This is a genomic window from Priestia aryabhattai B8W22 (assembly GCF_000956595.1).
In the GTDB taxonomy this organism is placed as follows: Bacteria; Bacillota; Bacilli; order Bacillales; family Bacillaceae_H; genus Priestia; species Priestia aryabhattai.
Genome location: NZ_JYOO01000046.1, coordinates 1 through 22,488 on the forward strand (window position 1 = coordinate 1; position 22,488 = coordinate 22,488).

The 22,488-nt window shown below is 37.7% G+C and carries 21 protein-coding genes and 2 riboswitches; of the genes, 2 read left to right on the plus strand and 19 right to left on the minus strand.

What is annotated here, in order from left to right; all coding sequences use genetic code 11:
* Positions 1 to 281: 281 nt before the first annotated feature.
* The 13 genes from N178_RS23570 to N178_RS23630 form a co-directional block, all read right to left on the minus strand.
* Positions 282 to 1,295 (minus strand): C40 family peptidase, encoded by a 1,014-nt coding sequence (locus N178_RS23570; protein WP_052942427.1) that lies wholly within the window; start codon positions 1,293 to 1,295, stop codon positions 282 to 284.
* Positions 1,296 to 1,327: 32 nt separating this feature from the next.
* Positions 1,328 to 2,401 carry a dipeptide epimerase gene (locus N178_RS23575; RefSeq protein WP_045295286.1) on the minus strand — a complete coding sequence of 358 codons (1,074 nt, stop codon included), beginning with the start codon at positions 2,399 to 2,401 and terminating at the stop codon, positions 1,328 to 1,330.
* A gap of 59 nt (positions 2,402 to 2,460) precedes the next feature.
* The gene (locus tag N178_RS23580) at positions 2,461 to 3,627 is read right to left on the minus strand and encodes a DUF819 family protein (protein ID WP_045295287.1); all 1,167 of its coding nucleotides are present in this window, start codon (positions 3,625 to 3,627) and stop codon (positions 2,461 to 2,463) included.
* Positions 3,628 to 3,720: 93 nt separating this feature from the next.
* Positions 3,721 to 4,044 (minus strand): DUF3870 domain-containing protein, encoded by a 324-nt coding sequence (locus tag N178_RS23585; RefSeq protein WP_045295289.1) that lies wholly within the window; start codon positions 4,042 to 4,044, stop codon positions 3,721 to 3,723.
* Positions 4,045 to 4,267: 223 nt separating this feature from the next.
* Positions 4,268 to 5,005: a glycerophosphodiester phosphodiesterase gene (locus tag N178_RS23590; RefSeq protein WP_045295290.1), complete on the minus strand. Its 738-nt coding sequence runs from the start codon at positions 5,003 to 5,005 to the stop codon at positions 4,268 to 4,270.
* Positions 5,006 to 5,091: 86 nt separating this feature from the next.
* Complete coding sequence (locus N178_RS23595) at positions 5,092 to 6,432, minus strand: ABC transporter substrate-binding protein (protein ID WP_045295291.1); 1,341 nt, start codon at positions 6,430 to 6,432, stop codon at positions 5,092 to 5,094.
* A 13-nt stretch (positions 6,433 to 6,445) separates the two neighbouring features.
* Positions 6,446 to 7,258 carry a carbohydrate ABC transporter permease gene (locus tag N178_RS23600; protein WP_045295292.1) on the minus strand — a complete coding sequence of 271 codons (813 nt, stop codon included), beginning with the start codon at positions 7,256 to 7,258 and terminating at the stop codon, positions 6,446 to 6,448.
* Positions 7,255 to 8,190 carry a carbohydrate ABC transporter permease gene (locus tag N178_RS23605; RefSeq protein ID WP_045295293.1) on the minus strand — a complete coding sequence of 312 codons (936 nt, stop codon included), beginning with the start codon at positions 8,188 to 8,190 and terminating at the stop codon, positions 7,255 to 7,257. The genes N178_RS23600 and N178_RS23605 overlap by 4 nt, the downstream gene beginning before the upstream one ends.
* Entirely contained in the window at positions 8,187 to 9,302 is a 1,116-nt protein-coding gene (locus tag N178_RS23610) for an ABC transporter ATP-binding protein (protein WP_045295294.1), read from the minus strand. Before N178_RS23610 ends, N178_RS23605 begins: the two co-directional genes overlap by 4 nt.
* An 18-nt stretch (positions 9,303 to 9,320) precedes the next feature.
* Entirely contained in the window at positions 9,321 to 9,899 is a 579-nt protein-coding gene (locus N178_RS23615) for a glycerol-3-phosphate responsive antiterminator (protein ID WP_025753238.1), read from the minus strand.
* A 242-nt stretch (positions 9,900 to 10,141) separates the two neighbouring features.
* Positions 10,142 to 11,137 carry a biotin synthase BioB gene (gene bioB, locus N178_RS23620; RefSeq protein ID WP_045295296.1) on the minus strand — a complete coding sequence of 332 codons (996 nt, stop codon included), beginning with the start codon at positions 11,135 to 11,137 and terminating at the stop codon, positions 10,142 to 10,144.
* A 147-nt stretch (positions 11,138 to 11,284) separates the two neighbouring features.
* Positions 11,285 to 13,510 carry an alpha-galactosidase gene (locus tag N178_RS23625; protein ID WP_045295297.1) on the minus strand — a complete coding sequence of 742 codons (2,226 nt, stop codon included), beginning with the start codon at positions 13,508 to 13,510 and terminating at the stop codon, positions 11,285 to 11,287.
* Between the two features lie 19 nt (positions 13,511 to 13,529).
* Positions 13,530 to 14,075 carry a hypothetical protein gene (locus tag N178_RS23630; protein WP_224357741.1) on the minus strand — a complete coding sequence of 182 codons (546 nt, stop codon included), beginning with the start codon at positions 14,073 to 14,075 and terminating at the stop codon, positions 13,530 to 13,532.
* Between the two features lie 320 nt (positions 14,076 to 14,395).
* On the opposite strand from N178_RS23630, the gene N178_RS23635 reads away from it, so the two are divergent.
* Positions 14,396 to 15,709 carry an APC family permease gene (locus N178_RS23635; RefSeq protein WP_045295299.1) on the plus strand — a complete coding sequence of 438 codons (1,314 nt, stop codon included), beginning with the start codon at positions 14,396 to 14,398 and terminating at the stop codon, positions 15,707 to 15,709.
* A gap of 129 nt (positions 15,710 to 15,838) precedes the next feature.
* Here N178_RS23635 and N178_RS27950 read toward each other — a convergent pair whose 3' ends face one another.
* The 6 genes from N178_RS27950 to N178_RS23660 all read right to left on the minus strand — a co-directional run bounded on the left by N178_RS27950 (position 15,839) and on the right by N178_RS23660 (position 21,539).
* Entirely contained in the window at positions 15,839 to 15,973 is a 135-nt protein-coding gene (locus tag N178_RS27950) for a hypothetical protein (protein WP_255256646.1), read from the minus strand.
* A gap of 142 nt (positions 15,974 to 16,115) precedes the next feature.
* The gene (locus N178_RS23640) at positions 16,116 to 16,901 is read right to left on the minus strand and encodes an EcsC family protein (protein ID WP_045295300.1); all 786 of its coding nucleotides are present in this window, start codon (positions 16,899 to 16,901) and stop codon (positions 16,116 to 16,118) included.
* A 24-nt stretch (positions 16,902 to 16,925) separates the two neighbouring features.
* A complete protein-coding gene (locus N178_RS23645) occupies positions 16,926 to 17,531 on the minus strand; it encodes a DedA family protein (protein ID WP_045295301.1) in 606 nt (201 codons plus the stop codon).
* A 159-nt stretch (positions 17,532 to 17,690) separates the two neighbouring features.
* On the minus strand, positions 17,691 to 18,722 hold the full coding sequence (gene ytvI / locus N178_RS23650; RefSeq protein WP_045295302.1) for a sporulation integral membrane protein YtvI: 1,032 nt from the start codon (positions 18,720 to 18,722) through the stop codon (positions 17,691 to 17,693).
* Positions 18,723 to 18,934: 212 nt separating this feature from the next.
* A complete protein-coding gene (locus tag N178_RS23655; RefSeq protein ID WP_045295303.1) occupies positions 18,935 to 20,194 on the minus strand; it encodes a cation:dicarboxylate symporter family transporter in 1,260 nt (419 codons plus the stop codon).
* A 106-nt stretch (positions 20,195 to 20,300) separates the two neighbouring features.
* Positions 20,301 to 20,441: riboswitch (cyclic di-AMP (ydaO/yuaA leader) on the minus strand.
* A 273-nt stretch (positions 20,442 to 20,714) separates the two neighbouring features.
* A complete protein-coding gene (locus N178_RS23660; protein ID WP_045295304.1) occupies positions 20,715 to 21,539 on the minus strand; it encodes an undecaprenyl-diphosphate phosphatase in 825 nt (274 codons plus the stop codon).
* 457 nt (positions 21,540 to 21,996) lie between these two features.
* On the opposite strand from N178_RS23660, the gene N178_RS23665 reads away from it, so the two are divergent.
* Positions 21,997 to 22,287 (plus strand): hypothetical protein, encoded by a 291-nt coding sequence (locus tag N178_RS23665; RefSeq protein WP_045295305.1) that lies wholly within the window; start codon positions 21,997 to 21,999, stop codon positions 22,285 to 22,287.
* Between the two features lie 81 nt (positions 22,288 to 22,368).
* Positions 22,369 to 22,483: riboswitch (TPP riboswitch) on the plus strand.
* Positions 22,484 to 22,488 lie beyond the last annotated feature (5 nt).

Consider the following 22,488-nt stretch of genomic DNA (forward strand, 5'->3'; position numbering starts at 1 on the left):
TTTATTATCTTATCAAGTTATCAACGTAATGTCAACAACTTTTTAAAATTCTTTTTTTCAGCTTCGTTGTTACCGTTATGTCTCAACGACGCTTTATAATAATATAACGCTTTTCATATAAAGTCAATATGTTTCAAGAAAAAAATAATTTCTTTCTCTTGTTTAACTACTTCCCTTACTGAGAAGTAGTTAAACGTAAATAAACTAAATTTTCTAATTTTTTATACTTTATATTAAAAAAGAAGCTCTTCACAAAAAGAGCTTCCTTCTTATCTTACTGATTAAGGTAAATAACGACGTGCACCTGCATACTCTTCAATATATCCCTTCGTGTTTAAAGGAATAATCTCTACTGTCCGCTCGGAGTTCGGCGAATGAATCATCATGCCATCTCCCGCATACATTGCTACATGGTGGACGCTTCCTTTTCCTTGGTTATAGGCAAAGAATAATAAGTCTCCAGGTTGAAGGTTGTTCATCTCTACTGGTTTTCCTGCTCGAGACTGTGGCCCTGAGTCACGTGGAATCGTAATACCATGGGACTGGTACATCGTAAACGTAAATCCAGAGCAGTCAAATCCAAAACCACTCATGCCAGCCCATAAATATGGAAGGTTTAAAAATGCCTTTCCACTTTCAACAAGCTCCGTCCCAGTTGGTACAGGAATATCTTTTTGAGACGCGTAGATTTTTCCTGTTTTTGCAGAAATCCATGCTGTCTTTCCATTTGGTTTTAATACTTTATATGCACTCTTTGATTTTGTCAAAAGAGGTAAGCGCGTGTTATAGCTAACTTCAATGCCTTTCTTTTTTAAAGAAGGAGAATGATATAAATACGTAGTGGGAGCTGTCACCATTACAAAAGGATCCTTTGCATACTGGTCGTACCTTTTGCTATAGGCTAGCTGCTTATTAGGCATCCATCCGGGATATCCTAATTCATTTCGAGAAGTAGGCTGTCCGTCTACAGCTACTTTTACCCAGTCTCCTTGTCTCTCTAAAACCGTTACTTTGTTTCCATATAACGCTTGTGTCTCAAGCATTCCGTCGCTAGATAACTGCTGCTTCTGTTTCAAATCCATCGATGTGGTCCACTTTTTCATATCTACCGGATTGGTAGCTGACGGGGCGTCCACTTCACGCAAGATGTTTGGTGCTGTCCACAGAGTAGCTGCTGCGACATCTATATAAGCAGTTTCTTTTTCTTCAGAAGCATGAACTAAAGGAACTGCACTGACCCCAAATGTAGCTAAAATAACTGTTGTTGCCGTCAAAAGCCAACGTTTTATATTCATCGTCTCTCTCCTTCTACTATATTACTATCTTTTTATTTTGAGATAGGAACGGTGATTTCTCCTATTCCGGGAAGATCTGATAAGAAAACCTCTTGACCGCTGTACTTTAATACATCCAGTTCAGCTGAAAGCCAAAGAGGAGCATCTAAGTCAAAATACGTGATATTCGGATGAGCGGCTGCCAGATGAGCAGCTGCTCCAACCGAAAGTGATGGTTCCATCATGCTTCCAATCATACACGCAACACCGTTCGCCTCAGCAATACTTGCGATTTTTCTTGCTTCATTAATTCCTCCGCACTTCATTAGCTTAATATTTAAAAGATCCACGTATCTTCCGCTTACAAGCTTTAATGCATCTTTGGCAGAAAATAGACTCTCATCTGCCATAATGGGTACGTTTACTCGTTCAGTCACAAACTTTAACCCTTCCCAATCATGAGCAGCAACAGGCTGTTCTACCAGCTCAATACCAAAATTGAGAGCTTCCATTTCATTAATTAATTGCACTGCTTGCTTTGGAGTCCATCCTTGATTTGCATCCAAACGAAGTTTTACACGATCCGGAATGACAGATCGAATATGTTTGATTCGCTCAAGGTCTAGCTCAGGAATTGAACCTACCTTTACTTTTAAAATATCAAATCCGTCCGCTGCACTTTTTTGTGCGTCTTCAGCCATTTTCTCAGGTGTATCCACACTTATTGTCATACACGTAGAGATAGGCTGCTTATCGCCCAAGAAAGCATATAAAGGAATTTTGAGGAGTTTTGTATAAGCATCATGCAAAGCGATATCGGCAGCCGCTTTAGCACTTGAATTGTGAATGCAGCAGCTTTGAATCTTTTTTAAGAGTTTTTGAAACTGACGTATATCCTCCCCTACTAACGCTAGTTTAATAGGTCCTTGAAGTGCAGCTTGAATGCCTTCTAAAGAATCGCCTGTAATAACATATGTTGGCGAAGCCGCTCCTTTTCCTTTTATTCCGTTTTCTAACTGAATTTCTACACTTATGCTGTCTATCTCTGTTGCTGTTCGAAGCGCTGTTTTAAACGGAACGAGCAGTGGAACGGTTTGATGCTTTACAGTTATATCTTTAATTATCATTTCAATCGCTTCCTTTCGATTCAGCACAAATATTCTTTTATACGTATTTTGGTTTATTCTTAGATCGTCCCTAAAATTTTGGCGATCATCATACCAAAATAAGTACCTAAGAAGGAACCCATCAGAGCCATAATGACTCCTACAGGAATCAGTGCACGGTTATAAGCAGCTGCAAGCATTGGAGCAGACGCCATTCCGCCAATATTAGCTAAACTTGCTACCCCGAGCGTAAATAAATCATATTTAAATAGTTTAGCTAGCAGCAGCATGATCACTAAGTGCACGAACATAATGAGAAAACCAGATACTAAGTAAATAGGAGCCTGAGCTAAATTTGAAAAATCTGATTGGGAAGCAATTAGCGCTACAACGATGTATAACATAACATTGGATACATCGAGCGTACCTGGAATTTTTGCCGCTGGGGTTACAGCAAGTACTAAACCAACGACAGATGCAATCATAATCGTCCAGCTCGTTGCATTAATAACGGCCCCCACTTCAGGCAAACGCCCTCCGATAAATGTAGATAATGCCGAAACGAACAAACCTAGACCAAGCAAATAAAGAAGATGCTGAAACTGAGGACCTTCTTTTTTGCTTTCAGACGTTGCTGCGACTTCATCTATACTATTCTCAATAAAGCTGACGTCTGCTTTTGTCCATTTATTAAATTTAGATGCAAATGGTACAAGCCAAAACATAAACATAACCCATACGGCATAGTTAATCGTATCCATCATAAGAGCGTAGCCAAATATATTTTCTGGAACATCCAAGATCCCTTGGAGGGCAACCATGTTAGCTGATCCCCCGGTCCAGCTTCCTGATAAAGCCCCAAAAGCTTTCCACGTATCCTCTACATAGAAATTCTTAAAGATGGCATAGACTAGGATAAAACCTATCATTATACTAAAAACCGCAACGATGAACCCTCCCAGCATTCTTGGCCCAAGTTTAATTACACTTCGAACATCACACTTTAGGAGCATAAGCATCAGCATAGCAGGAAGAAGTGCATTTTTAACGCCCGTATACATGGAGGCATTTGACTCGCTGTCCCCAAATAATCCAGCCGTTTGCATAAGAGCAGCTCCTATATAAATAAGTACAATACCTGGAATAAACTTAAAAAATCGATTGGCTTTAAATCTTTTTTCAATTCCTACCATGAGCGCCGCAAAGGCAGTTAACACACTCACATACATAAATCCATCTTGAATCATTTATTCTTCCCCCTTCATCTCCACGAAAATGTTTTTATACAAAACAAAATCCAGCCTAACGTTTGAAAACGTCAGGCTGGATTTCGTCTAGGTCTATGTAGACAAAGCAGCTGTTATTTGCTGATATTTTTTCTGTGCATCATAAAACGCTACCACCAGCGCTTTTTGGGAAGACCCAAAGTAGCGGCTGTTAATTTCGTCTGTAAGGGTGGGATCACTTATGTGACGTCCAATAAAAATCGATTGAACAAATCGAACGGTCAGCTCAATCGTCGCTGAGCATTCCACATCAATAATTTTCCCATTTGTTTTATCAACTACCAATCCTAAAAAATACTGATTGAACTTTTTAGTGATCGGATTGCTTTGAGGAGCTTTGGCATCTCCAATAATGTAGATAGTATCTTGATCATACATAATTTTTTATTCCTCCTAAAAGAGCTAACAGACGATGCTAGGGACCGGCAAATGAACGTTTGCGGAGCTACGCAACATGTATTCGCTTTCACAAGGAACATTATAATCTATTCTCAATATATCATCTATAAAACAATTTCACAATATAAATTTTATACTATTCAGAATAAAAAATTTTTTATCCTGTAAAAAAGGCCGTATGAATACATACGGCCTTTCTACGTCATCCTTTGAACATTATAGAGAAAAAACGGTTAGGGTAATCTGTCATTACTACTTCTACTGAAGCCTGCTGGAGCTTTAAGAGGTCCTCCATTTCATTAATCGTATATACTCGTAAGTCTAATCCTTCTTGCTTTGCTTTTTTCCCGTATGGAGAAAGAGCAAACGACATATCACAGTGTAGATGCGCTCCAATCGATTTCGCTTTTCCAATCGCCTCCTCGCTCACCCCTTCAAATAAAAAACCTGTTGGTATATATGAATGGAGAGATCTCACTTTAGCCAAGCTATCATAGTTAAAAGATGACAAAATAACTTGATCTTCTAAATCAAACTCATCGATTAGACGAAGAACTTTTTCTTCAAGTTTTGGATAGTAAATTCGGTCATTTTTTAACTCAATATTCACCGTTAATTTTGTCTTTTTGTCCGTCATCCACTCAAACACTTCTACTAAAGTTGGAATCGATTGTTTAGAAAAACGAGAGTCATACCAACTTCCAGCATCGAATAAACGCAGCTGTTTGTATGAAAATTCTTGAACATACCCCATTCCATTCGTCGTTCTGTCAATTCGTTCATCGTGAATAACTACTATTTCCCCGTCTTTTGTTAATTGTACATCTAATTCAATACCTGCAACTTGCATTTTCCTAGCTTCTTCAAATGCAATCATTGTATTTTCAGGATATCGTCCGCTAAAGCCGCGATGCGCATAAAGATCAATTGAAGTATTCATTGTCCTCTATCTCCCCTAACTAGTCATTCACTAAGTAAAAAGCTCGTCCTCAAAATAACTTGAAAGACGAGCTTCGTAATCATACGTTATTTTTGATTGGCTACTTCTAATGCTCTATTTGTTTCTTTTGCTGCTTGATCAAGTGCTCTTTTTGGCTTTACTCCTTGATACAGGCTTTCCATTCCTGTTACTACCTTTTGACGCGATTCAGGAAACACAGAAATTAAAGCACCCTGTGTCGCTGACGTAGACTTTGTTTCACGAAGCTGATCAACCGTTACTTTTAACTGCGGATATTTCTCCCACTCTTTTTTTACAATATCTTGTTCATACGCTTTTGGGTTAACTGCAAAGTATCCACTTTCTACATGCCATTTTGCTTGAACTTCTGGTGTTGCTAAATATTTCATGAAGTCCCATGCTGCTTTTGATGTTTCATCACTGATGCCTTTAGACATCCATAAAGATGCTCCGCCGATAGCTACTCCTTGGCGATCCTCTTCTTTTGGAACCGGAATATAAGATACACCTACATCAAATGGAGCATTGTCTACTAATGTTTTAATACCTGCTGATGAGTCTAGGAACATTGCAATTTTTTTAGATTGAAAGGCTGCGCGCATATCATCCCAGTTTTGCCCTACGTTGTAAAATGTACCTTCTTTGTACATATCATTGATTAAATTAAATGCGTTTTGTCCTTCTTTTCCATTAAATACTGCCTTCTCAGCATCACCTTTACGGCCGTTTTCATGATCCACATACAAACCGCCTTGAGAAGCAACTAGCTCTTCAAAGAACCATCCGTAATTTAGAATTGAAAAACCGTATTGCGATGTTTTATTTCCTTGTTTTTCTGTTAATTTCTTTGCAGCTGCCTTTAATTCATCATACGTTTTTGGAGGATTTTCAGGATCTAACCCTGCTTTTTTAAAAGCATCTTTGTTGTAAACAAGAACAGGTGTTGAAGAGTTGAACGGCATTGAATATTGCTTTCCATCTACTTGGTAATAGCTTGAAATGTTTTTCTCCCACTGTGAAGTATCATAGTGGTCTTGATCGATAAACTTTTGAACAGGCTGAATCTTGCCGCTGTCTATCATGAATTTCGTTCCTACTTCGAACGTTTGCATAATAGCCGGTGCATCCTTTGTTCCTGCTACTGTATTAAATTTTGTTTGTGCCTCCTCATACGTTCCTTGGAAAACAGGCTTTACTTCGACTTTGTCCTGAGATTTATTGTACTCATCGACAATTTTATTGAGTGATTTTTCAAGATCACCGCTCATAGCGTGCCAAAATACGACTTCTGTTTTACCTGATGCTGTTTTTTTTGTTTCTTGCGCTTCCGAAGAACCAGTTGAATTTGAGCAAGCACCTAGAATAACTAGCAAGCATGCCGTTACGATAGCCAATATCTTTTTCATCACATTCACTCTCCTATTTAATTGCACCTTGGGTTAATCCTTTTTGAAGACGTTTTTGACCTAGGAATAATAGTAATAATGTCGGTAAGATAACAACAACGACAGCGGCCATAACCACGCCCCAATCAGTTGAAATCTCCTGTGTTTGCATTTGCTTTAAACCAATCTGAACGGTACGAACATCCTCCGTATTTGTCACTAATAGTGGCCATAAATACATATTCCATGTTGTTAAAAAGCTATATACACCAAGCGTAACTAGACTTGTTTTAGACACAGGGAGCACGACGTTCCAAAAGAAACGAAAGCGGCTGACCCCTGCAACTTGTGAAGCTTCATATAACTCATTCGGAATGGTTTTAAACTGTTGACGCAATAAAAATGTCCCAAACGCTAAAGCAAAAAAAGGAATCGTTAATCCTAAATAGCTATTAATCCATCCTAGCTTTTGTGCTGTTAAAAAGTTAGGAACCATCGTGGCTTCCCATGGAATCATCATCGTAGAAATAAAGAGAAAGAAAATAGCATCTCTTCCTTTAAATTTAATAAATACAAATGCAAAAGCAGCCAAACTCGAAACTAACAGTTGCCCAGCCATTACGAAGATAGACACTGCAAAACTGTTAATTAAATAATGAAGCAGCGGAACTTTTTCAAAAGCATCCCGATAGTTTTCAAATGAAAAAGATGACGGCCAAATCTTTCCTTCCAACACTTCCGCTCCACTCATAAAACTAATGGAAAAAGCGTATAGAATAGGAAACATCAATACTAAAGTAGCTGCAATGAGTAGCAAGTAAGTTGTCCATTTTCTCGTGATGCTCATTGATAATGTACCTTCCTTTCCCCCAGCTTGAATTGAAGAGCGGTAACCAGTAGAATACAGAAAAACAAAATTGTAGCTTGAGCGCTCGCAGAACCAACATTATAGTTTACAAATGCATCTTTGTAGATTGAATAAACAATGACATTTGTCGAATCTGTAGGTCCGCCTTTTGTTAAAATATCAATTTGTCCAAACGTTTGAAACGCGTTAATAAACGAAACGGTGATAATAAAAAACAGCGTTGGCGAAAGCATAGGAAGCGTAATTTTACGCAGCTGATACCAATAGCTAACTCCAGCAATACGTGCGTTTTCATACAGCTTTTCATCAATATTTTGTAACCCGCCAAGTAAGATTAAAAAAGTAAACCCAATGTTCATCCAAATCGTAGAGATGGACACAGCAACCAATGCATACTTAGGATCTAATAACCACTGCACGTCATGAATCCCTACAAGGTTTAATACTTTATTGATAACCCCGATTGTCGGATTATACATAAACATCCAAATCACAGAAGAAGCCGCTACGCTCATTCCCATGGTAGATGAAAACATTGTTCTGAAAAAACCAATTCCTTTCAGCTTTTCATTGGCGATTAACGCTAGGAACAATGCAATAATTAAACCAATAGGCACTGTGTAGAGTACAAATAGAAAAGTGGCTTTCATACTTTGCAAAAAGTTCGGATCTGTAAATAGATAAAAGAAATTTTGCAGTCCTACAAAATTTAAGGGGTTTCCCTGTGTGTCTGTAATAAAAAGACTTAAATATAAGGTCTTAATCATTGGGTAGAAAAGAAATACCCCAAATAACAACAATGATGGTAGCAAGTAAGATAATCCTACAATAATATTAGGCATTGACTTCTTTTCTTTTGGATTTGATGAAACAGAAACAGGCGAGTTTGCTGTTTTGGTAACAGCATTCATACAAATGCCCCCTTTACAGTTAAATCTTCCGTTAATGGTTCGTAGTGCAAGCATGAACCTGTATCACCATCAAATAAAAACAGGTGTTTTGGATCGATAAAAATAGGAACGCGCTCTCCCACCTTTATATTCCATTGACCGTTCCACTTAGCCATCCACTGCTTGTCACCTATATGAAATGTAAGCAGTGTTTCCGTGCCTAGAATTTCTACATTATCTACCTCCACAATAAAACTCGTGTTATCGTTTGTCGCAAGCTGTATATGCTCAGGTCTCACTCCAACCACAACTTCTTTTTTACCGTTAAGGTTACTGTGTGGTGTACTCATAGAAATAGCTCGTCTATCTTCAAAAACTAGTAAGTTATTTTCTATAGAAACGTTTGATAGATTCATAGGGGGAGAACCTATAAAAGATGCTACAAACGTGTTCTTTGGTGCATTGTAAATATCAAGCGGACGTCCAACTTGTTGAATATTTCCTCCATTTAAAATCATCATTCGATCTGCCATCGTCATCGCCTCTGTTTGATCGTGCGTGACATAAATCATCGTAATACCTAACTTACGCTGAATCTGACGAATTTCTGACCTCATCTTTGCTCGCAGCTTCGCATCCAAGTTGGATAACGGCTCATCCATCAAGCAAATAGGCGAATGAGTAACAATAGCACGTGCGAGCGCTACACGCTGACGCTGTCCTCCCGAAAGCTGTCTAGGCTTTCGCTTTAAATATTCACTTAAACCAAGCATTTCTGCTGCTTCCCTGCAGCGCTTTTGCTGTTCTTGCTTTGAAATTTTCTTTGTATGCAGACCAAAAAGAATATTTTGTTCCACTGTCAAATGCGGATATAAGGCATAGTTTTGAAACACCATTGACAAATTGCGCTGACTTGGAAGCAGTTTATTTGCTTTTACATCTCCAATTAGCAGCTCTCCCTGCGTGACTTCTTCTAATCCGGCAATCATTCTCAGCATTGTGCTTTTCCCGCACCCTGAAGGACCTACTAGTACGAAAAACTCTCCCGGTTCAATTGTGACGTTAATATCTTGAATAACATTTGTTTTTTGATCGTATGACTTCCCAATGTTAACTAGCTCTACTTTTTTCATTAAAAACGCTCCTTTCTCTTATTCATATTTTTTCCACAACCATGATTTCCCTGTAGAAACTGCCGTAGCTCCTGCTTTTAAAGCAGCTTGGATATGGCTTTCATTTTGAATGAGTCCACCCGTAATAATAGGGATACTTGTTTTTTTAACGACTTTTTCTATCATCTCCGGAATTAATCCTGGCATTAGTTCTAATGCATCCGGTTTAATATCTTGAACGGTTTTTAACCCTTGTGCTACCGCGTCTGTATCAACTAAAAACAGCCGCTGAATAGCAACCAGTCCTTCTTGCTTTGCGTAATTAATGAGTGAACTTTTAGTAGTTACGATACCTGTAGGCTTTACAAACTTAGCAAGGAATTTAAGCCCTTCTCGGTCATAGCTAATCCCCGGAATTTTTTCAACGTGTAAAAAAACCGTTCGATTATGCTGTTTGAGTAAATCTACATAGCGTTTAATCACACTAATATTGCCCGTTAATAAAAAGGCTGCCTGGATCTCTGTTTCTAAAAATTGCTCTAAATTTTTTGGGCTTTTAATAGATGCAATTAAACGGTCTTGCCCAAGCTGTTGTAAGAAATCTGCTTCCTTATTCAAGACGATGCCTTCCTTTCATTCACAAAAAACCACAAAAAACGCATAGGGTATTGATATAGACCTATTGTTTTTTGTGGTTTCTCAATTTCATAACCTTAGTAACTATTCACTTATCGTTCACATGTTTCATAATAATGGTTATTTATGAAGGAAATATAAAGAAGCTGTTGAGTTTTGTAAAAAAACCGTATAGTTCCTGTAAATCGCCTAAAAATCAAAAAACCGTTGATTTCTCAACGGCTTTACAGTGCACATTCTTCAATTTCAAATCCTAAATCTTCAATTAAACCCCAGTCAGCTGTAGGTTCTTGACCTTGAGTCGTTAAGTAATCACCTACAAAAATTGAGTTTGCAGCAAACAAACCAAGCGGCTGAAGTGATCTGAGGTTGACTTCTCTGCCTGCTGAAATTCGAATTTCTTTGGTTGGATTTACAAAACGCATCATCGCTAACAGCTTTAAGCATTGCATTGGCTTTAACGCCTTTTTGTCTTCTAGAGGCGTTCCTGGAACGGCAACAAGAAAGTTGCATGGAATAGAATCTGCATCTAACTTTTTAATTTGAAAAGCTAATTCAACGGCTTGTTCATTTGTCTCGCCCATTCCAAAAATCGCACCAGAACAAGGTGACAAACCTGCTTTTTTAGATGTAGTAACCGTATCGACTCGATCTTCATAGCCATGTGTAGAACAAATATTGTCGTAGTTATCAGCGTGAGTATTTAAATTATGATTATAGCGATGAACACCCGCCTCGACTAGTTCGTGTGCTTGATCATCTGTTAAAAATCCTAGACAGGCACAGATTTTCAAGTCTGTCTTTTGACGAATTTCTTTTACCGCTCCCACTACGTGCGCTACTTCTTTATCAGTAGGGCGGCGGCCTGACGCCACGATACAATATGTACCTGCTTTTCTTTTTTGAGCTTCAAAAGCACCTTCTACAATTTTCTCTTTTGTTAACCACGCATACTTATCAATCGGCGCTTCTGATACAATCGACTGTGAGCAATATCCACAGTCTTCTGGGCATAAACCCGATTTAGTATTAATAATCATATTGAGCTTTACTTTTTTCCCATAATGATGATGACGAATTAAGTAAGCGGCATTCATGACCTCTAACACTTCTTCATCCGGTACATGAAGAAGTTGAAGCGCTTCATTATATGTAATTTCTTTCCCTTTAATAATAGACTGAGCAAGTGCTTTCCAATCTCTTAAACTTGTGGTTTCCATCGATTCCCCTCCATTTAGTAAACTTATAAAAATAAAAAGTTAACAATTATAACTAAAAGTTACCATTACTTCTCCTTTTATGTCAACACTGTATAATTAATAGTTAACTCAAAAAGCCACTTCTATGATATAGAAGTGGCTTTTTGCTTATTGCGCTTGCAGTGTGTAAATAACCGATACAAAGTCTCCGGATTTTTCATCGTATGCTTCAACACCCGGATACTCATGAGTTAGAGCAATTCCTGCGTACATGAGCTCATCTCCATAAGCTGTTTGGTCTGTTTCCATCACCGTATATTCATAATCAGGATGAAGCCCTTTTAGCTCAATGTGTTCATAAGAAGGATTTGGTCTAGCTAATACTTGATAATAACCGATGATTGCCTGTTTTTGATCGGATGAAACAACCATCCAGCTCGTCACATTTCCATCTTGTTCAAACGGACTTTTTAATCGATAGAATGTTCCATTTTGAATAAGAGATCGGTGTTTTTTATAATACTGAATTTGTTTTTTTACCGTTTCTTTTTCATCTTCTGTCATCAGCGTAACATCCAACTCATAACCAAATGCCCCAAAATACGCAACGTCTCCTCTTGTTTCTAGACTTGTTACTCTGCGTACTTGATGATTTGGTACGGCTGATACGTGTGCTCCCATTGAACTGATTGGATAGGCAAAAGACGTGCCGTACTGAATTTTCAGACGTTCAATCGCGTCCGTGTTATCGCTCGTCCAAGCTTGGGGAGCATAATAAAGCATTCCCGGATCAAATCTAGCGCCCCCGCTTGCACACGATTCAAATAAAATATCCGGAAACTTCTTTGTTAGTCGCTCATACAAATCATATACTCCTAAAATATAGCGATGTACTACTTCAAACTGGCGATTCGCAGGCAGCCCAACAGATCCAATCTCCGTTATATTTCGATTCATATCCCATTTTATATACGAGATAGGTGCTTCACTTAAAATAGCTTCCATTCGTTCATAAATATAATTCACTACTTCTTCTCGTGAAAAATCAAGCACATATTGATTTCTTCCATGAGACTGATGACGATCTGGCACATGAATTAGCCAGTCTGGATGCTTTTCATACAAATTGCTTTGCTTTGAAATCATTTCAGGTTCAAACCATAATCCAAAGTCCATACCTAATTCCGTTACTTTTTGAGCAAGTGATTTCATACCGCCCGGAAGCTTATTTTCATCTACAAACCAGTCTCCAAGAGAAGTTGTATCATCATTACGTTTACCAAACCAGCCGTCATCCAATACAAAAAGTTCAACGCCCAGCTTTTGTGCTTCTTTGGCAATATGTACAATTTTCTCTTCGTTAAAATCAAAATACGTCGCTTCCCAGTTATTAATTAAAACTGGTCGCTCTAAATCCCGCCATTTTCCTCTAGCGAGACGCTTGCGATAAAGCTCATGATACTCTTGGCTAAGGCCGTTTAGCCCATTATTCGAATAAGCCAGTACTAGTTCTGGTGATTGAAAAGTTTGTCCACTTTCTAGTCGCCACTGAAAATCAAAAGGATGAATGCCCATCGTTACTCTTGATACATTATAGTGATCTACTTCCACTTGTCCAAGAAAGTTTCCGCTGTATACGAGACTAAAACCATACGCTTCTCCAATGTGTTCAGTTGCAGCTGGATTCTTTAAAATTAAAAATGGGTTTTGCTGACTGCTGCTTGTACCTCTCGCACTAGAAATACTTTGAATACCCGGCTGAAGCATTCTTGTTTTCACGTGTCTCTCTCGAATCCAAGCACCGGAAAGCTGAACCATTTCATAATTTGATGTAGGCAAATCAATGCTGCCGCTCATGATACGCAAAATATCGACTGGTTCTTCTCCTCTATGTTCAAATCGTGCGTGACGCGTAATAATATTTCGGTCTTCGTAAACGGTGTACGTTAAAATAAGTGATGCATTGAGCAATTTATCAATCATTTCAACTTCTACACTCGTGGCTTCACCCTCTTCTTCTACGTATGTAGCAGGTAAGCCGTTTAATGGCTTCTTGCCTTTGTAAATTTTATGGTTATCGTATTCAAAATTTGTGATTCGGCTTCCGTTTTGCTGAAGAAGTTGATAGGCTGGCTCTCTGAAGTCTGTTGTCCCATAAGAAGAATACTCTTGTTTGATTGTTTCAAGAGAAAATGCTAGTTCTCCTTCATATACCGAAGCGCTAGCTCCTCTTGTTTCTACACGTAAAAAATGCTGAAAAGACGGACGGTGCTTAAGCTTTTTTCCATAGTATAAGTGACCAAGCTGCCCGTTTCTCAACACTGAAAAGATATAACTTACATCGCGGCCCTGCAGGTGAAACTCCTTGGTACGTTCATTAAATAATATTCCCACTCTATCTCTCTCCTCACCATCAAATATCTAACGAGACATTTCCTTTTTCATCTATTGCCGTTGCATGCTCAAAAGTAGCTGCTACATTAATCTCTTTGCTCTCATACCATTTGGCTAAATCTTGGAATAACTCTTCTGTTTCAATCATTCTTGTATCTACTCGCAGTTCAGTTTCGTAGCTATGAAGAGACCAAGTGCTTTCATTAAATAGGGTCATCTCCACATCTAGACACATTTCCTTCCAATTGGGGGCACACCGAATAGGGTGAAGTATGTCTGAACATGCAATAGTGTAGCGGTTAGAGCCATTCTTATTCATAAAACAATGAACAGAAGAGGTACTCACATCCCCCTGACTAGTTTGTATAGATTTATATAGTTGAATATCTAACAACGGAACGCTCCATTTTAACGCCATTTTTGGAAGAATTCTTTTTTTAATCGACTTGACCGTTAATTTAATAAAATAAACACCATCTTTTTTTGTTTCATCCAATACAACATGCACACCTGGTCCCTTGTTTATCTCCAAGTTTATATAGGGTGTAGCAATCACTTCTTTCATCTCCTTTATCATCATTATAAGTTTATACACCCACGAAAATGTAACCGCATTCAAAAGTTTGTTTTCGTATTTATTACAAGTAGATCACTCTAATCGAAGCTTTTTTACTTTCTTTCATTTTATGTAAAATACTTTCTAGACTCAATGGTAAAAATCAAAGTGAAAAAAAGCATTTTTTTGCTTTATCTAGCAATTAACTAAACGCTCTTTATCTCTTAGCGCGCAATTTTCTCTTCTTTTTCAAAAAAAGATGACAAATCTAACAATATAGTATAATAATAAATACTGCAGAATGATTATACAAAGAAAGGATGACAAATATGAATCATGGACCTTCTCTTCTTAAACAACTAAAATTATGGCATATCGTCGTGATAGGATTAGGCTACATGGCACCCATGGCCGTTTTCGATACATTTGGCATTGTAACTGAATCCACAGATGGACATGTTTCAGGTGCTTATGCATTCACGTTGATTGCTATTTTATTCACAGCCATTAGTTATGGAAAAATGGTAAAAGCTTTTCCCGGAGCTGGTTCTTCTTATACATACGCACAGCAAGTAATGAATCCAAGCATTGGTTTTTTGGTAGGATGGACGGCTCTTCTTGATTATCTATTTCTACCGATGATTAATGCACTTTTGACAAATATTTACCTAAGCTCTCTGTTTCCAGGTGTTCCAAAGGCCGTATGGATTATCAGCTTTGTTGTCATCATGACCATAATGAATATTTTTAGCGTTCATTTAACCGTTTCTTTTGGTACGCTATTAGTTGCTTTTCAAATTTTAGTCGCTATCATCTTTATTATTTTAAGTGCTACAACTCAAGGCGAAGAGTTATCATTTAAACCGTTTATAAGTGAAGCGGCCTCTGTATCTCTGTTATTAAACGGGGCGGCCATTTTATGCTTTTCTTTTTTAGGCTTTGATGCCGTAACCACCATGGCGGAAGAAACAATTAAGCCTGAGAAAACCATTCCCAAAGGGATTCTCATTATTGCATGTACAGGAGGCGCGTTATTTATTACAGTTTCTTACTTTGCTCAGCTTCTTTTCCCTTCAGCCTCTTTGTTTCATGATTTAGAAGGTGCATCGGCTGAAATCGCTTATAAAATTGGCGGCCAGCTTTTTCAATCTATTTTTGTAGCAGCGGCCTTGACTTCAACTATTGCTTCTGGACTTGTCTCACATATGAGTGCATCAAGACTTCTCTACGCAATTGGGAAAGATGGTTATCTGCCGCGAGGAATTTTTGGCTATATTCACCCTAAAACAAAGACGCCTATTTGGAACGTAGTAATTATTGGTGGTCTCTCTTTAATTTCACTAGGTCTGTCTCTTGAAAAAGCTACCTCTTTAATTAATTTTGGCGCTTTAATTGCGTTCAGCTCAGTGAACATAGCAGTTTTTATCCATTATTTTATTCATCAAAACAAGCGTTCCTTCAGTGGATATATTTCATATGTACTTATGCCTCTACTCGGCAGTTTATTTTTGTTTTTTATGTGGCTTAACTTAGAAAAAACATCCTTATTTATCGGTATTGTTTGGAGTATAATCGGTATTATTTATTTGCTGATTGCTAGACGAAAAAATACCATTACCATTCCTACTTTTCATTTTGATTAAGGAAATAGACTTAGCACACCTCGACATATTTTCCCGGAAATAATGTCGAAAAAAAGTAATTGAGACATAAGCAAATCAATCCCATCTAAACACGAACAAAAGGGTAAACGATCTAGTATGAATCACTCGTTACACCGCTGTTGATTTCCGTGCAAGGCTTCGCTTTCCGCGGGCGGCCGTTGAGCCTCCTCGTCGCTTTCGCTCCTGCGGGGTCTCATCTGTTCCGCTTTTTCCGCAGGAGTCTTCGCCTTGCCCTCCAATCAACAGCTAGAAGCAACTAAACACTTGAAAGCTGCATTTACTATACCAATGAAAAAATCCGAACGAGTTTGATTCTCAACCAAGAATCAAACTCGTTCGGATCTTTCTTCAACTAAAATACTTTCGCACCAGTCTCTTTTTATTTTTAAGATTGTGAGACCTTTTCCAAAATGCGTCTTTTACGGTAAAGCATCATTCCAACTTCTCCTATGTCAGTAATCGCTTGTTTGTTAATATACGCCCCAAATACCATTCCTGCTATAGGAATCATTTGAAATAGCTTTTTCCATCCCAAGTTGTCTCTATAAGTTAGAAACACTTCTCTCCAACCTTGGAGCTGCTGCAAGCTCTGCGTTCGATTGCCGCTTGCTAATTCTTCTAAAATCGCACGCTTGCCTACAATATCAGAGGATGAAAACTGCATGCATTTGACCATAAAAATGCGTTCCTCTTGCTCAGTGGGATCGTAACCATAAGAAACAGCCACTTCTTGCAGTGTCTTAAGTGTAAGTCCCAATACAAAAGGAATATCAATCGCCAGTGTAAAAATTCCACCTACTCCTGTTGTAGCTCCTTGCAGCTGTGCATTCTTTTTTCGGACTTCAATAAAATACTCCGCCAATTCATCCATTTCCTGCAGAGATAAATGCTGAATATCCTCTATTGAAAGCTGATTATTTTCTTGTAACTGGGCTGATGCTTTCTCTAGCGTGGCAGATGTATTAGCTAAATACTGACCTCCATTATCAACATACTTAGCAATTTCATCTAATAATTTTTCTATTTTTTGATGAATGAACTTTGGGGTTACTTTATCTAAAGCTGAAAAAGGCAAGCGAGCCAGCCGCTCCCAGAAAAAAAGTCCTTTTTGGTCTTTCTCCCACTTTTCAATTTTTCGTAATTCTATTCTCAAATGTTCATGCTCTGACATATCCTCACTCTTTTCCTCGATTTATCAGCTCTGTCCTACTTGTTTATTCCGCACATATTTAATGATAAAAAACAATGCAATTAAAACAACCAGTCCGATTCCAATAGGCTGCATATATTGAGACACAATCGGCCCCACCTCTTTCCACTTAGGTCCTAACTTATATCCTAAATATACGTAAATAGCCGTTACTGGAAGCATCGCAACAAATGTGTAAATAGAAAACAGCCAGACATTCATTTTTGCCATCCCGCACGGAAAAGAGATAGCCGTGCGCACTCCTGGAATAAACCGTCCAAAAAAAGCGACCCCGCTGCCGTACTTATTAAAAAAGCGATCGGCAGCGTCAATTTCTTTTTCTTTCACCAAAAAGTATTTTCCATATTTTAAAACCAGCGGTCGTCCACCGTAACGTCCCAGTGCATAAAGAGTCAACGGTCCACAAACACCGCCTACTGTACCTGCAAGGATAGCCAGATACAAGTTCATATCACCTTGATACACCCAATACCCTACTAAAGGTAAAACTAGCTCTGCCGGGACAAACTCAAACGTTAATGCTAAAATTACGCCAAAATAAGAGAGCTGTTTTAGCGCTTCAATTAAAGAAAGTAAAACCGACTCTAACAAAAATTCTCCTCCTCATGTCATTAAATCTAAGACTGCAAAACTATAATTCAGCCGATTGATAGATAAAAACCAACGCGACATAGTTTTTTCCTTTCCCTCTTTACGTATGACGTACTACAAAAGTTTCAATAAAAAAAGCGCTAGTTTTATCCAGCGCTTTTATAGTTTAAAGTTAATTTGAATAATACCTACTTTGCGAAGAGCATCGTATAAAATAACTAAAGCCGGTCCTAAAAATAACCCGACAAAACCTAAAAGTTTAAATCCAATGTACAAACTAACTAGTGCAGCCAAAGGTGAAATACCCATATTTGTAGAAAATACTTTTGGTTCTACTACACGTCTTACTACCGTAATGACTCCAAATAGAATAAATAAGCCGATTGCAAGTGAATCATGTCCTTGAGTAAGAGCAAAAATCCCCCACGGGACGAGTACAGAGCCTGTCCCAAGGATTGGTAAGATATCGACAATTACAATTAATAAACTAAGAAGCGCGGTATACGGAACATCTAGTAGCCAAAGCCCTACATAAGCCATTATAAAAGTCATGACACTTAAAATAATTTGTGCCTTGATAAAACCAACCCCCGCTTGGATAAGCTGAGTGATGACAACTTGTAGCTTATATTTCGTTTCTTCTGTTAAGAATGACTTAATTTTATTTTTAATAGCAGGCAGCTCAAGGCTGATAAATACAAGCGCTACTAAATAAATAAGAAACTCTAATAGAAACCCAGGAACAGTAGCGGCAAAGCTAATGATGATTTCTACAGTACTTTTTAGTAGAGAATCTAATGAATTCACGGTTTTTTCAAGTGTGCGCTCGATAGAAGAAATCACTTCTGTAGGAAGAGCGTTTGAATAGTACTTCCACTTAATAATAGTTGGATAAATTGCGGTTTCATAGATTTCTTTTACAAATGAAGGTGCTATTTTTGAAAGAGCAACCACTTGCGTAACGATTGTCCGAACAATAAAAAATCCAATAAGTATGAGCGAAACAACATATAAAATGAAGGTCATAAGCACTGCATAGACTCTCTTCATTTTAAAAGATTGATGCAATTTTTGAACAATACCCTCAAGTGCTAATGCTGTTAATAAAGCAAACACAATCGGTAAACTGTAAGGGATTAACAAACATACGATTACTACCGAGGCGATGACCCATATTCGCTTTTTCCACATACTCTACTATCCCCCTACTAGCTAAGCTATCTCTACATTTACTGATAAAGAAAGGAACCAGTGACTGCTTTATGTAAAAATAAAATTTGGATATTTTTATACCTGATGTTACATATTATAGGGTCAATTCCCATAATAATAAAGGAATTATTATGAAAAAAGCTACTTATTCTAATTTTTTGAATAGAATAAGTAGCTTTTAAGTTTATAAATTAGCCGGCCCTCATGATCTCTGTACCTTTTTTAGGGTCAAATTTACCTTCAGATTTAGACATTACGATTGCTGCTAGTGTGTTTCCTACTAAGTTAACAACCGTACGTGCCATATCCATGATTCTGTCTACTCCCGCAATGAAGGCTAATCCTTCTGCCGGAACGCCGATTGTTCCAAGAGTAGCTAGTAATACAACAAATGATGTTCCTGGCACTGCAGCCATTCCTTTAGATGTAACCATCAATACTAGAATGAGCGTCAGCTGCTGAACGATCGTTAAATCAATACCATACACTTGCGCTAAGAATAACGCTGCAATAGCTTGATAAAGAACAGAACCATCTAGGTTAAACGTATAACCAATTGGTACAACGAACGATACGATAGCTTTTGGACAGCCCATCTTTTCAAGCTTTTCCATAATACGTGGAAGAACTGTCTCAGAACTAGATGTACTGTATGCTAACAACAGTTCATCTTTCATATAGCGGAATAAGTGGAAAATGTTAATCCCTGCCCATTTCGCGATTCCTCCTAATACAACAAGTAGGAAGAAAATTAACGCTAAGTAAACTAAGATAACAAGCTTTCCTAATGAAAGGAGTGACTCTAAGCCGAATTTTGAAACTGTTACACCAATTAAAGCAAATACACCAATTGGAGCCACTTTCATTACAAGGTTTACCACGTGAAACATTGCGTGAGAAACGCCGTCGAAGAATTGTACAACTGGCTTTCCTCTTTCCCCAATTGCCGCTACTCCAAGTGCAAATAACACTGTAAAGAAGATAATTGCTAGCATGTCTCCTTCAACAATTGACTGGAAGAAGTTTGTCGGAACAATGTGTAAGAACGTTTCAGCCACTGACTTTCCTTCTTGCTGTTCGGATGTTTCAACGTATTGTGAAATATCACTCTTCTGTGCTGAATGAATGTCTACACCTTGCCCAGGATGAAAAATATTAGCAATCAATACACCGATTACAATTGCAAAAGTTGTAATAATTTCAAAATAGAGAATGGTTTTAACGCCAAGCTTTCCGACCTGTTTACCGCTCCCTGCTCCTGCAACTCCAACGACTAAGCTTGAGATAACAATTGGAATAACAATCATCTTAATTAATCTTAAAAATAGGTCTCCTAGCGGCTGTAGGTATGTTACTACACGCGGATCGTTAAACCAAATTACCCCTACAAGAACACCGAGGATTAAACCGGTAAAAATCTGCGTAGCCAAACCAAAACGAATTTTTTTCATAGATGTACCTCCCCAAAGATGTATGACATTTGTATATACTTTTCTGAAAAAACAAAAAAAGACTATTCTTAAGAAAGAACAGCCTTTTACTTACGCTATTTTGGGCTCTTTCTCTCAATGAAGCAAACGGGGTTAACTGTCGGATTCGGAATTGAGAGTTTCCTACCTTTTTGTAAGGATTCACCCCAAGGCAGCTTTACTGCCGATAATGATTCCCCCGCTCTATACGATTAAGCTTATTATTCAGTTTTTATAAAATTAAAACGATCTATACGTTGTCATACGTTTTTTACAGTCAATAAAACTAAACAGAAGTCTTACTTTTACTTAACTTTATACTGCACAAATATTAATTTACTATTTTTCGACACGTTTTGTCAATACCCATGTTTATAAAACGCTTACAAAAGGCGATAATATATATTTATGCAAAAAAGCTATTGCAATGTTGCAATAGCTTTTTCTTGCTCTTTGAGTCTTAATTAGAAGCTTAAGGGACTAAAGAACACGCGTGTTTATTTTATAAAAATACAAAATATAGAATAGCTGCTAAAACAATTCGATATAGTGCAAATGGTACTAATTTGATACGATTAATTAATTTCAGGAAAAAGCGAATAGATATAAGCGCAAAAATAAAGGCGCTGATAAAACCAGCAATAAAAAACGGTAGTGCATCTGATGTGAAATACTGCCAGTTTTTAACCAATGAAAGTCCACTTGCTCCTGCCATGATTGGCACTGCCATAATAAATGTAAAATCTGCGGCTGCCTTATGGCTCATTCCAAGAAGAACCCCTCCTGAAATTGTTGAGCCTGAACGAGAAAACCCTGGCCAAAGAGCAATACATTGAAACAGTCCTATACCCAGTGCTTGTCCATAAGACATTTGGTCCACCGTCTCTACACGCGGACGTTTAGGTCCAAACAAATCTGCTAGAATCATTAATACAGCTCCGACCACTAAGCCAATTAGCACCGTATTTAAAGAAAACAAATGTTCATCAATGTAATCATCAAACAAAAGTCCTAACACTCCTGCGGGTAACAGACCAACAATTACCTGCATTAAATTCAAGCGATTTGTCGGTCCAATTGGAGCAGCTGGTTTTTTTCCCAATCCTAATAAATTAATAAAACGATCTTTAAAAATAACAACTACTGCTAAGATCGACCCTAGCTGAATAACAATTTTAAATGTATTAGCTACTGGAGATGAAAATAATTCTTTTGAATTTAACCACAGGTCATCCACAATAATCATATGCCCAGTTGACGAAACAGGAGCAAACTCTGTTAAACCTTCTACAATCCCTAAAATGATTGCTACAATAATTTCCCACATAAAGCTATGTACCTTGCCTTTCTTTCAAATTAATAAGCTTATCGCTTCGTTTTACATGCTCAACTATTTTCCTATTTTGACACTTGCTTTTTTATCATAATTGTTAAAACTATGAAATACAATGTGTATTTGCAAAAAGATAAGAATCTTTAATAATTTGTAATAAAAAGCTTACATCCTATACCCAAAAAACAAGATATCAGCTTTTATTTGTTTTAAAAAGCAGTCACTATGTTCGGTATAAATTCCGGTACCTTAGCTAAAAATGAATCATCTAGACTATTTTTCTTTGGTGTGAAAAAATGACTAAATCATTATGTTTTTTCCATCCCCTTTGCTGTCATCTATCATTTTAATCAACTAGTGCTGACTTATACGACATATCCCCTAAGTAATTTGAAACTTTTTTCTCTCTTTTCTCGTATATAGTAGTATCTTTTTTAGGAGGCTTTTTACTATGAATGGAAATGTACGTACAATGAAATGGGTCACTGCTGGGTACGAAGCCTTGCTGGGAATTCCTTTAATCGGTGCGGGGATTGTTATGGGCTTTAGCTATACTCCTCTTTTTATTGGATTTATTCTTCATGCTATCACGCTCATTTTAGCTAATAGACGAGGGTTATCTGCTTATGGAAACATACTAGGGATTGTTACCTCACTGGTTGCTTGGGTTCCATTTTTAGGATTTATCATGCATATTATTACAGCTATTGTGATTGCAATCGATGCTGCTAGACAACGCTAATTGTCTAGCTTTTTTTATTTAAGGGTTGATTTTTTACCGAATGATGGTAAACTTAAGCCGTAAATCGAATAATTTGAATGTTATTTCTACTAGGGGTGTCTGGTAGCTCAGACTGAGAGAAGAGTGCAATAAAACTCTTTAACCCTTTGAACCTGATTTGGGTTATACCAGCGGAGGGAAGTAGTCTTGAAAAGAATAGTA

Excerpts from the sequence above, each read along its gene's own strand:
- N178_RS23640 (WP_045295300.1), bottom strand. The coding sequence starts at position 16,901 with ATGTCAGAGCATGAACATTTGAGAATAGAATTACGAAAAATTGAAAAG.
- N178_RS23590 (WP_045295290.1), bottom strand. The coding sequence starts at position 5,005 with ATGAATACTTCAATTGATCTTTATGCGCATCGCGGCTTTAGCGGACGA.
- N178_RS23635 (WP_045295299.1), top strand. The coding sequence starts at position 14,396 with ATGAATCATGGACCTTCTCTTCTTAAACAACTAAAATTATGGCATATC.
- N178_RS23595 (WP_045295291.1), bottom strand. The coding sequence starts at position 6,432 with ATGAAAAAGATATTGGCTATCGTAACGGCATGCTTGCTAGTTATTCTA.
- N178_RS23600 (WP_045295292.1), bottom strand. The coding sequence starts at position 7,258 with ATGAGCATCACGAGAAAATGGACAACTTACTTGCTACTCATTGCAGCT.
- N178_RS23665 (WP_045295305.1), top strand. The coding sequence starts at position 21,997 with ATGAATGGAAATGTACGTACAATGAAATGGGTCACTGCTGGGTACGAA.
- N178_RS23655 (WP_045295303.1), bottom strand. The coding sequence starts at position 20,194 with ATGAAAAAAATTCGTTTTGGTTTGGCTACGCAGATTTTTACCGGTTTA.
- N178_RS23660 (WP_045295304.1), bottom strand. The coding sequence starts at position 21,539 with ATGTGGGAAATTATTGTAGCAATCATTTTAGGGATTGTAGAAGGTTTA.
- N178_RS23580 (WP_045295287.1), bottom strand. The coding sequence starts at position 3,627 with ATGATTCAAGATGGATTTATGTATGTGAGTGTGTTAACTGCCTTTGCG.
- N178_RS23570 (WP_052942427.1), bottom strand. The coding sequence starts at position 1,295 with ATGAATATAAAACGTTGGCTTTTGACGGCAACAACAGTTATTTTAGCT.
- N178_RS23610 (WP_045295294.1), bottom strand. The coding sequence starts at position 9,302 with ATGAAAAAAGTAGAGCTAGTTAACATTGGGAAGTCATACGATCAAAAA.
- bioB (WP_045295296.1), bottom strand. The coding sequence starts at position 11,137 with ATGGAAACCACAAGTTTAAGAGATTGGAAAGCACTTGCTCAGTCTATT.
- ytvI (WP_045295302.1), bottom strand. The coding sequence starts at position 18,722 with ATGTGGAAAAAGCGAATATGGGTCATCGCCTCGGTAGTAATCGTATGT.
- N178_RS23630 (WP_224357741.1), bottom strand. The coding sequence starts at position 14,075 with ATGAAAGAAGTGATTGCTACACCCTATATAAACTTGGAGATAAACAAG.
- N178_RS23585 (WP_045295289.1), bottom strand. The coding sequence starts at position 4,044 with ATGTATGATCAAGATACTATCTACATTATTGGAGATGCCAAAGCTCCT.
- N178_RS23575 (WP_045295286.1), bottom strand. The coding sequence starts at position 2,401 with ATGATAATTAAAGATATAACTGTAAAGCATCAAACCGTTCCACTGCTC.
- N178_RS23605 (WP_045295293.1), bottom strand. The coding sequence starts at position 8,190 with ATGAATGCTGTTACCAAAACAGCAAACTCGCCTGTTTCTGTTTCATCA.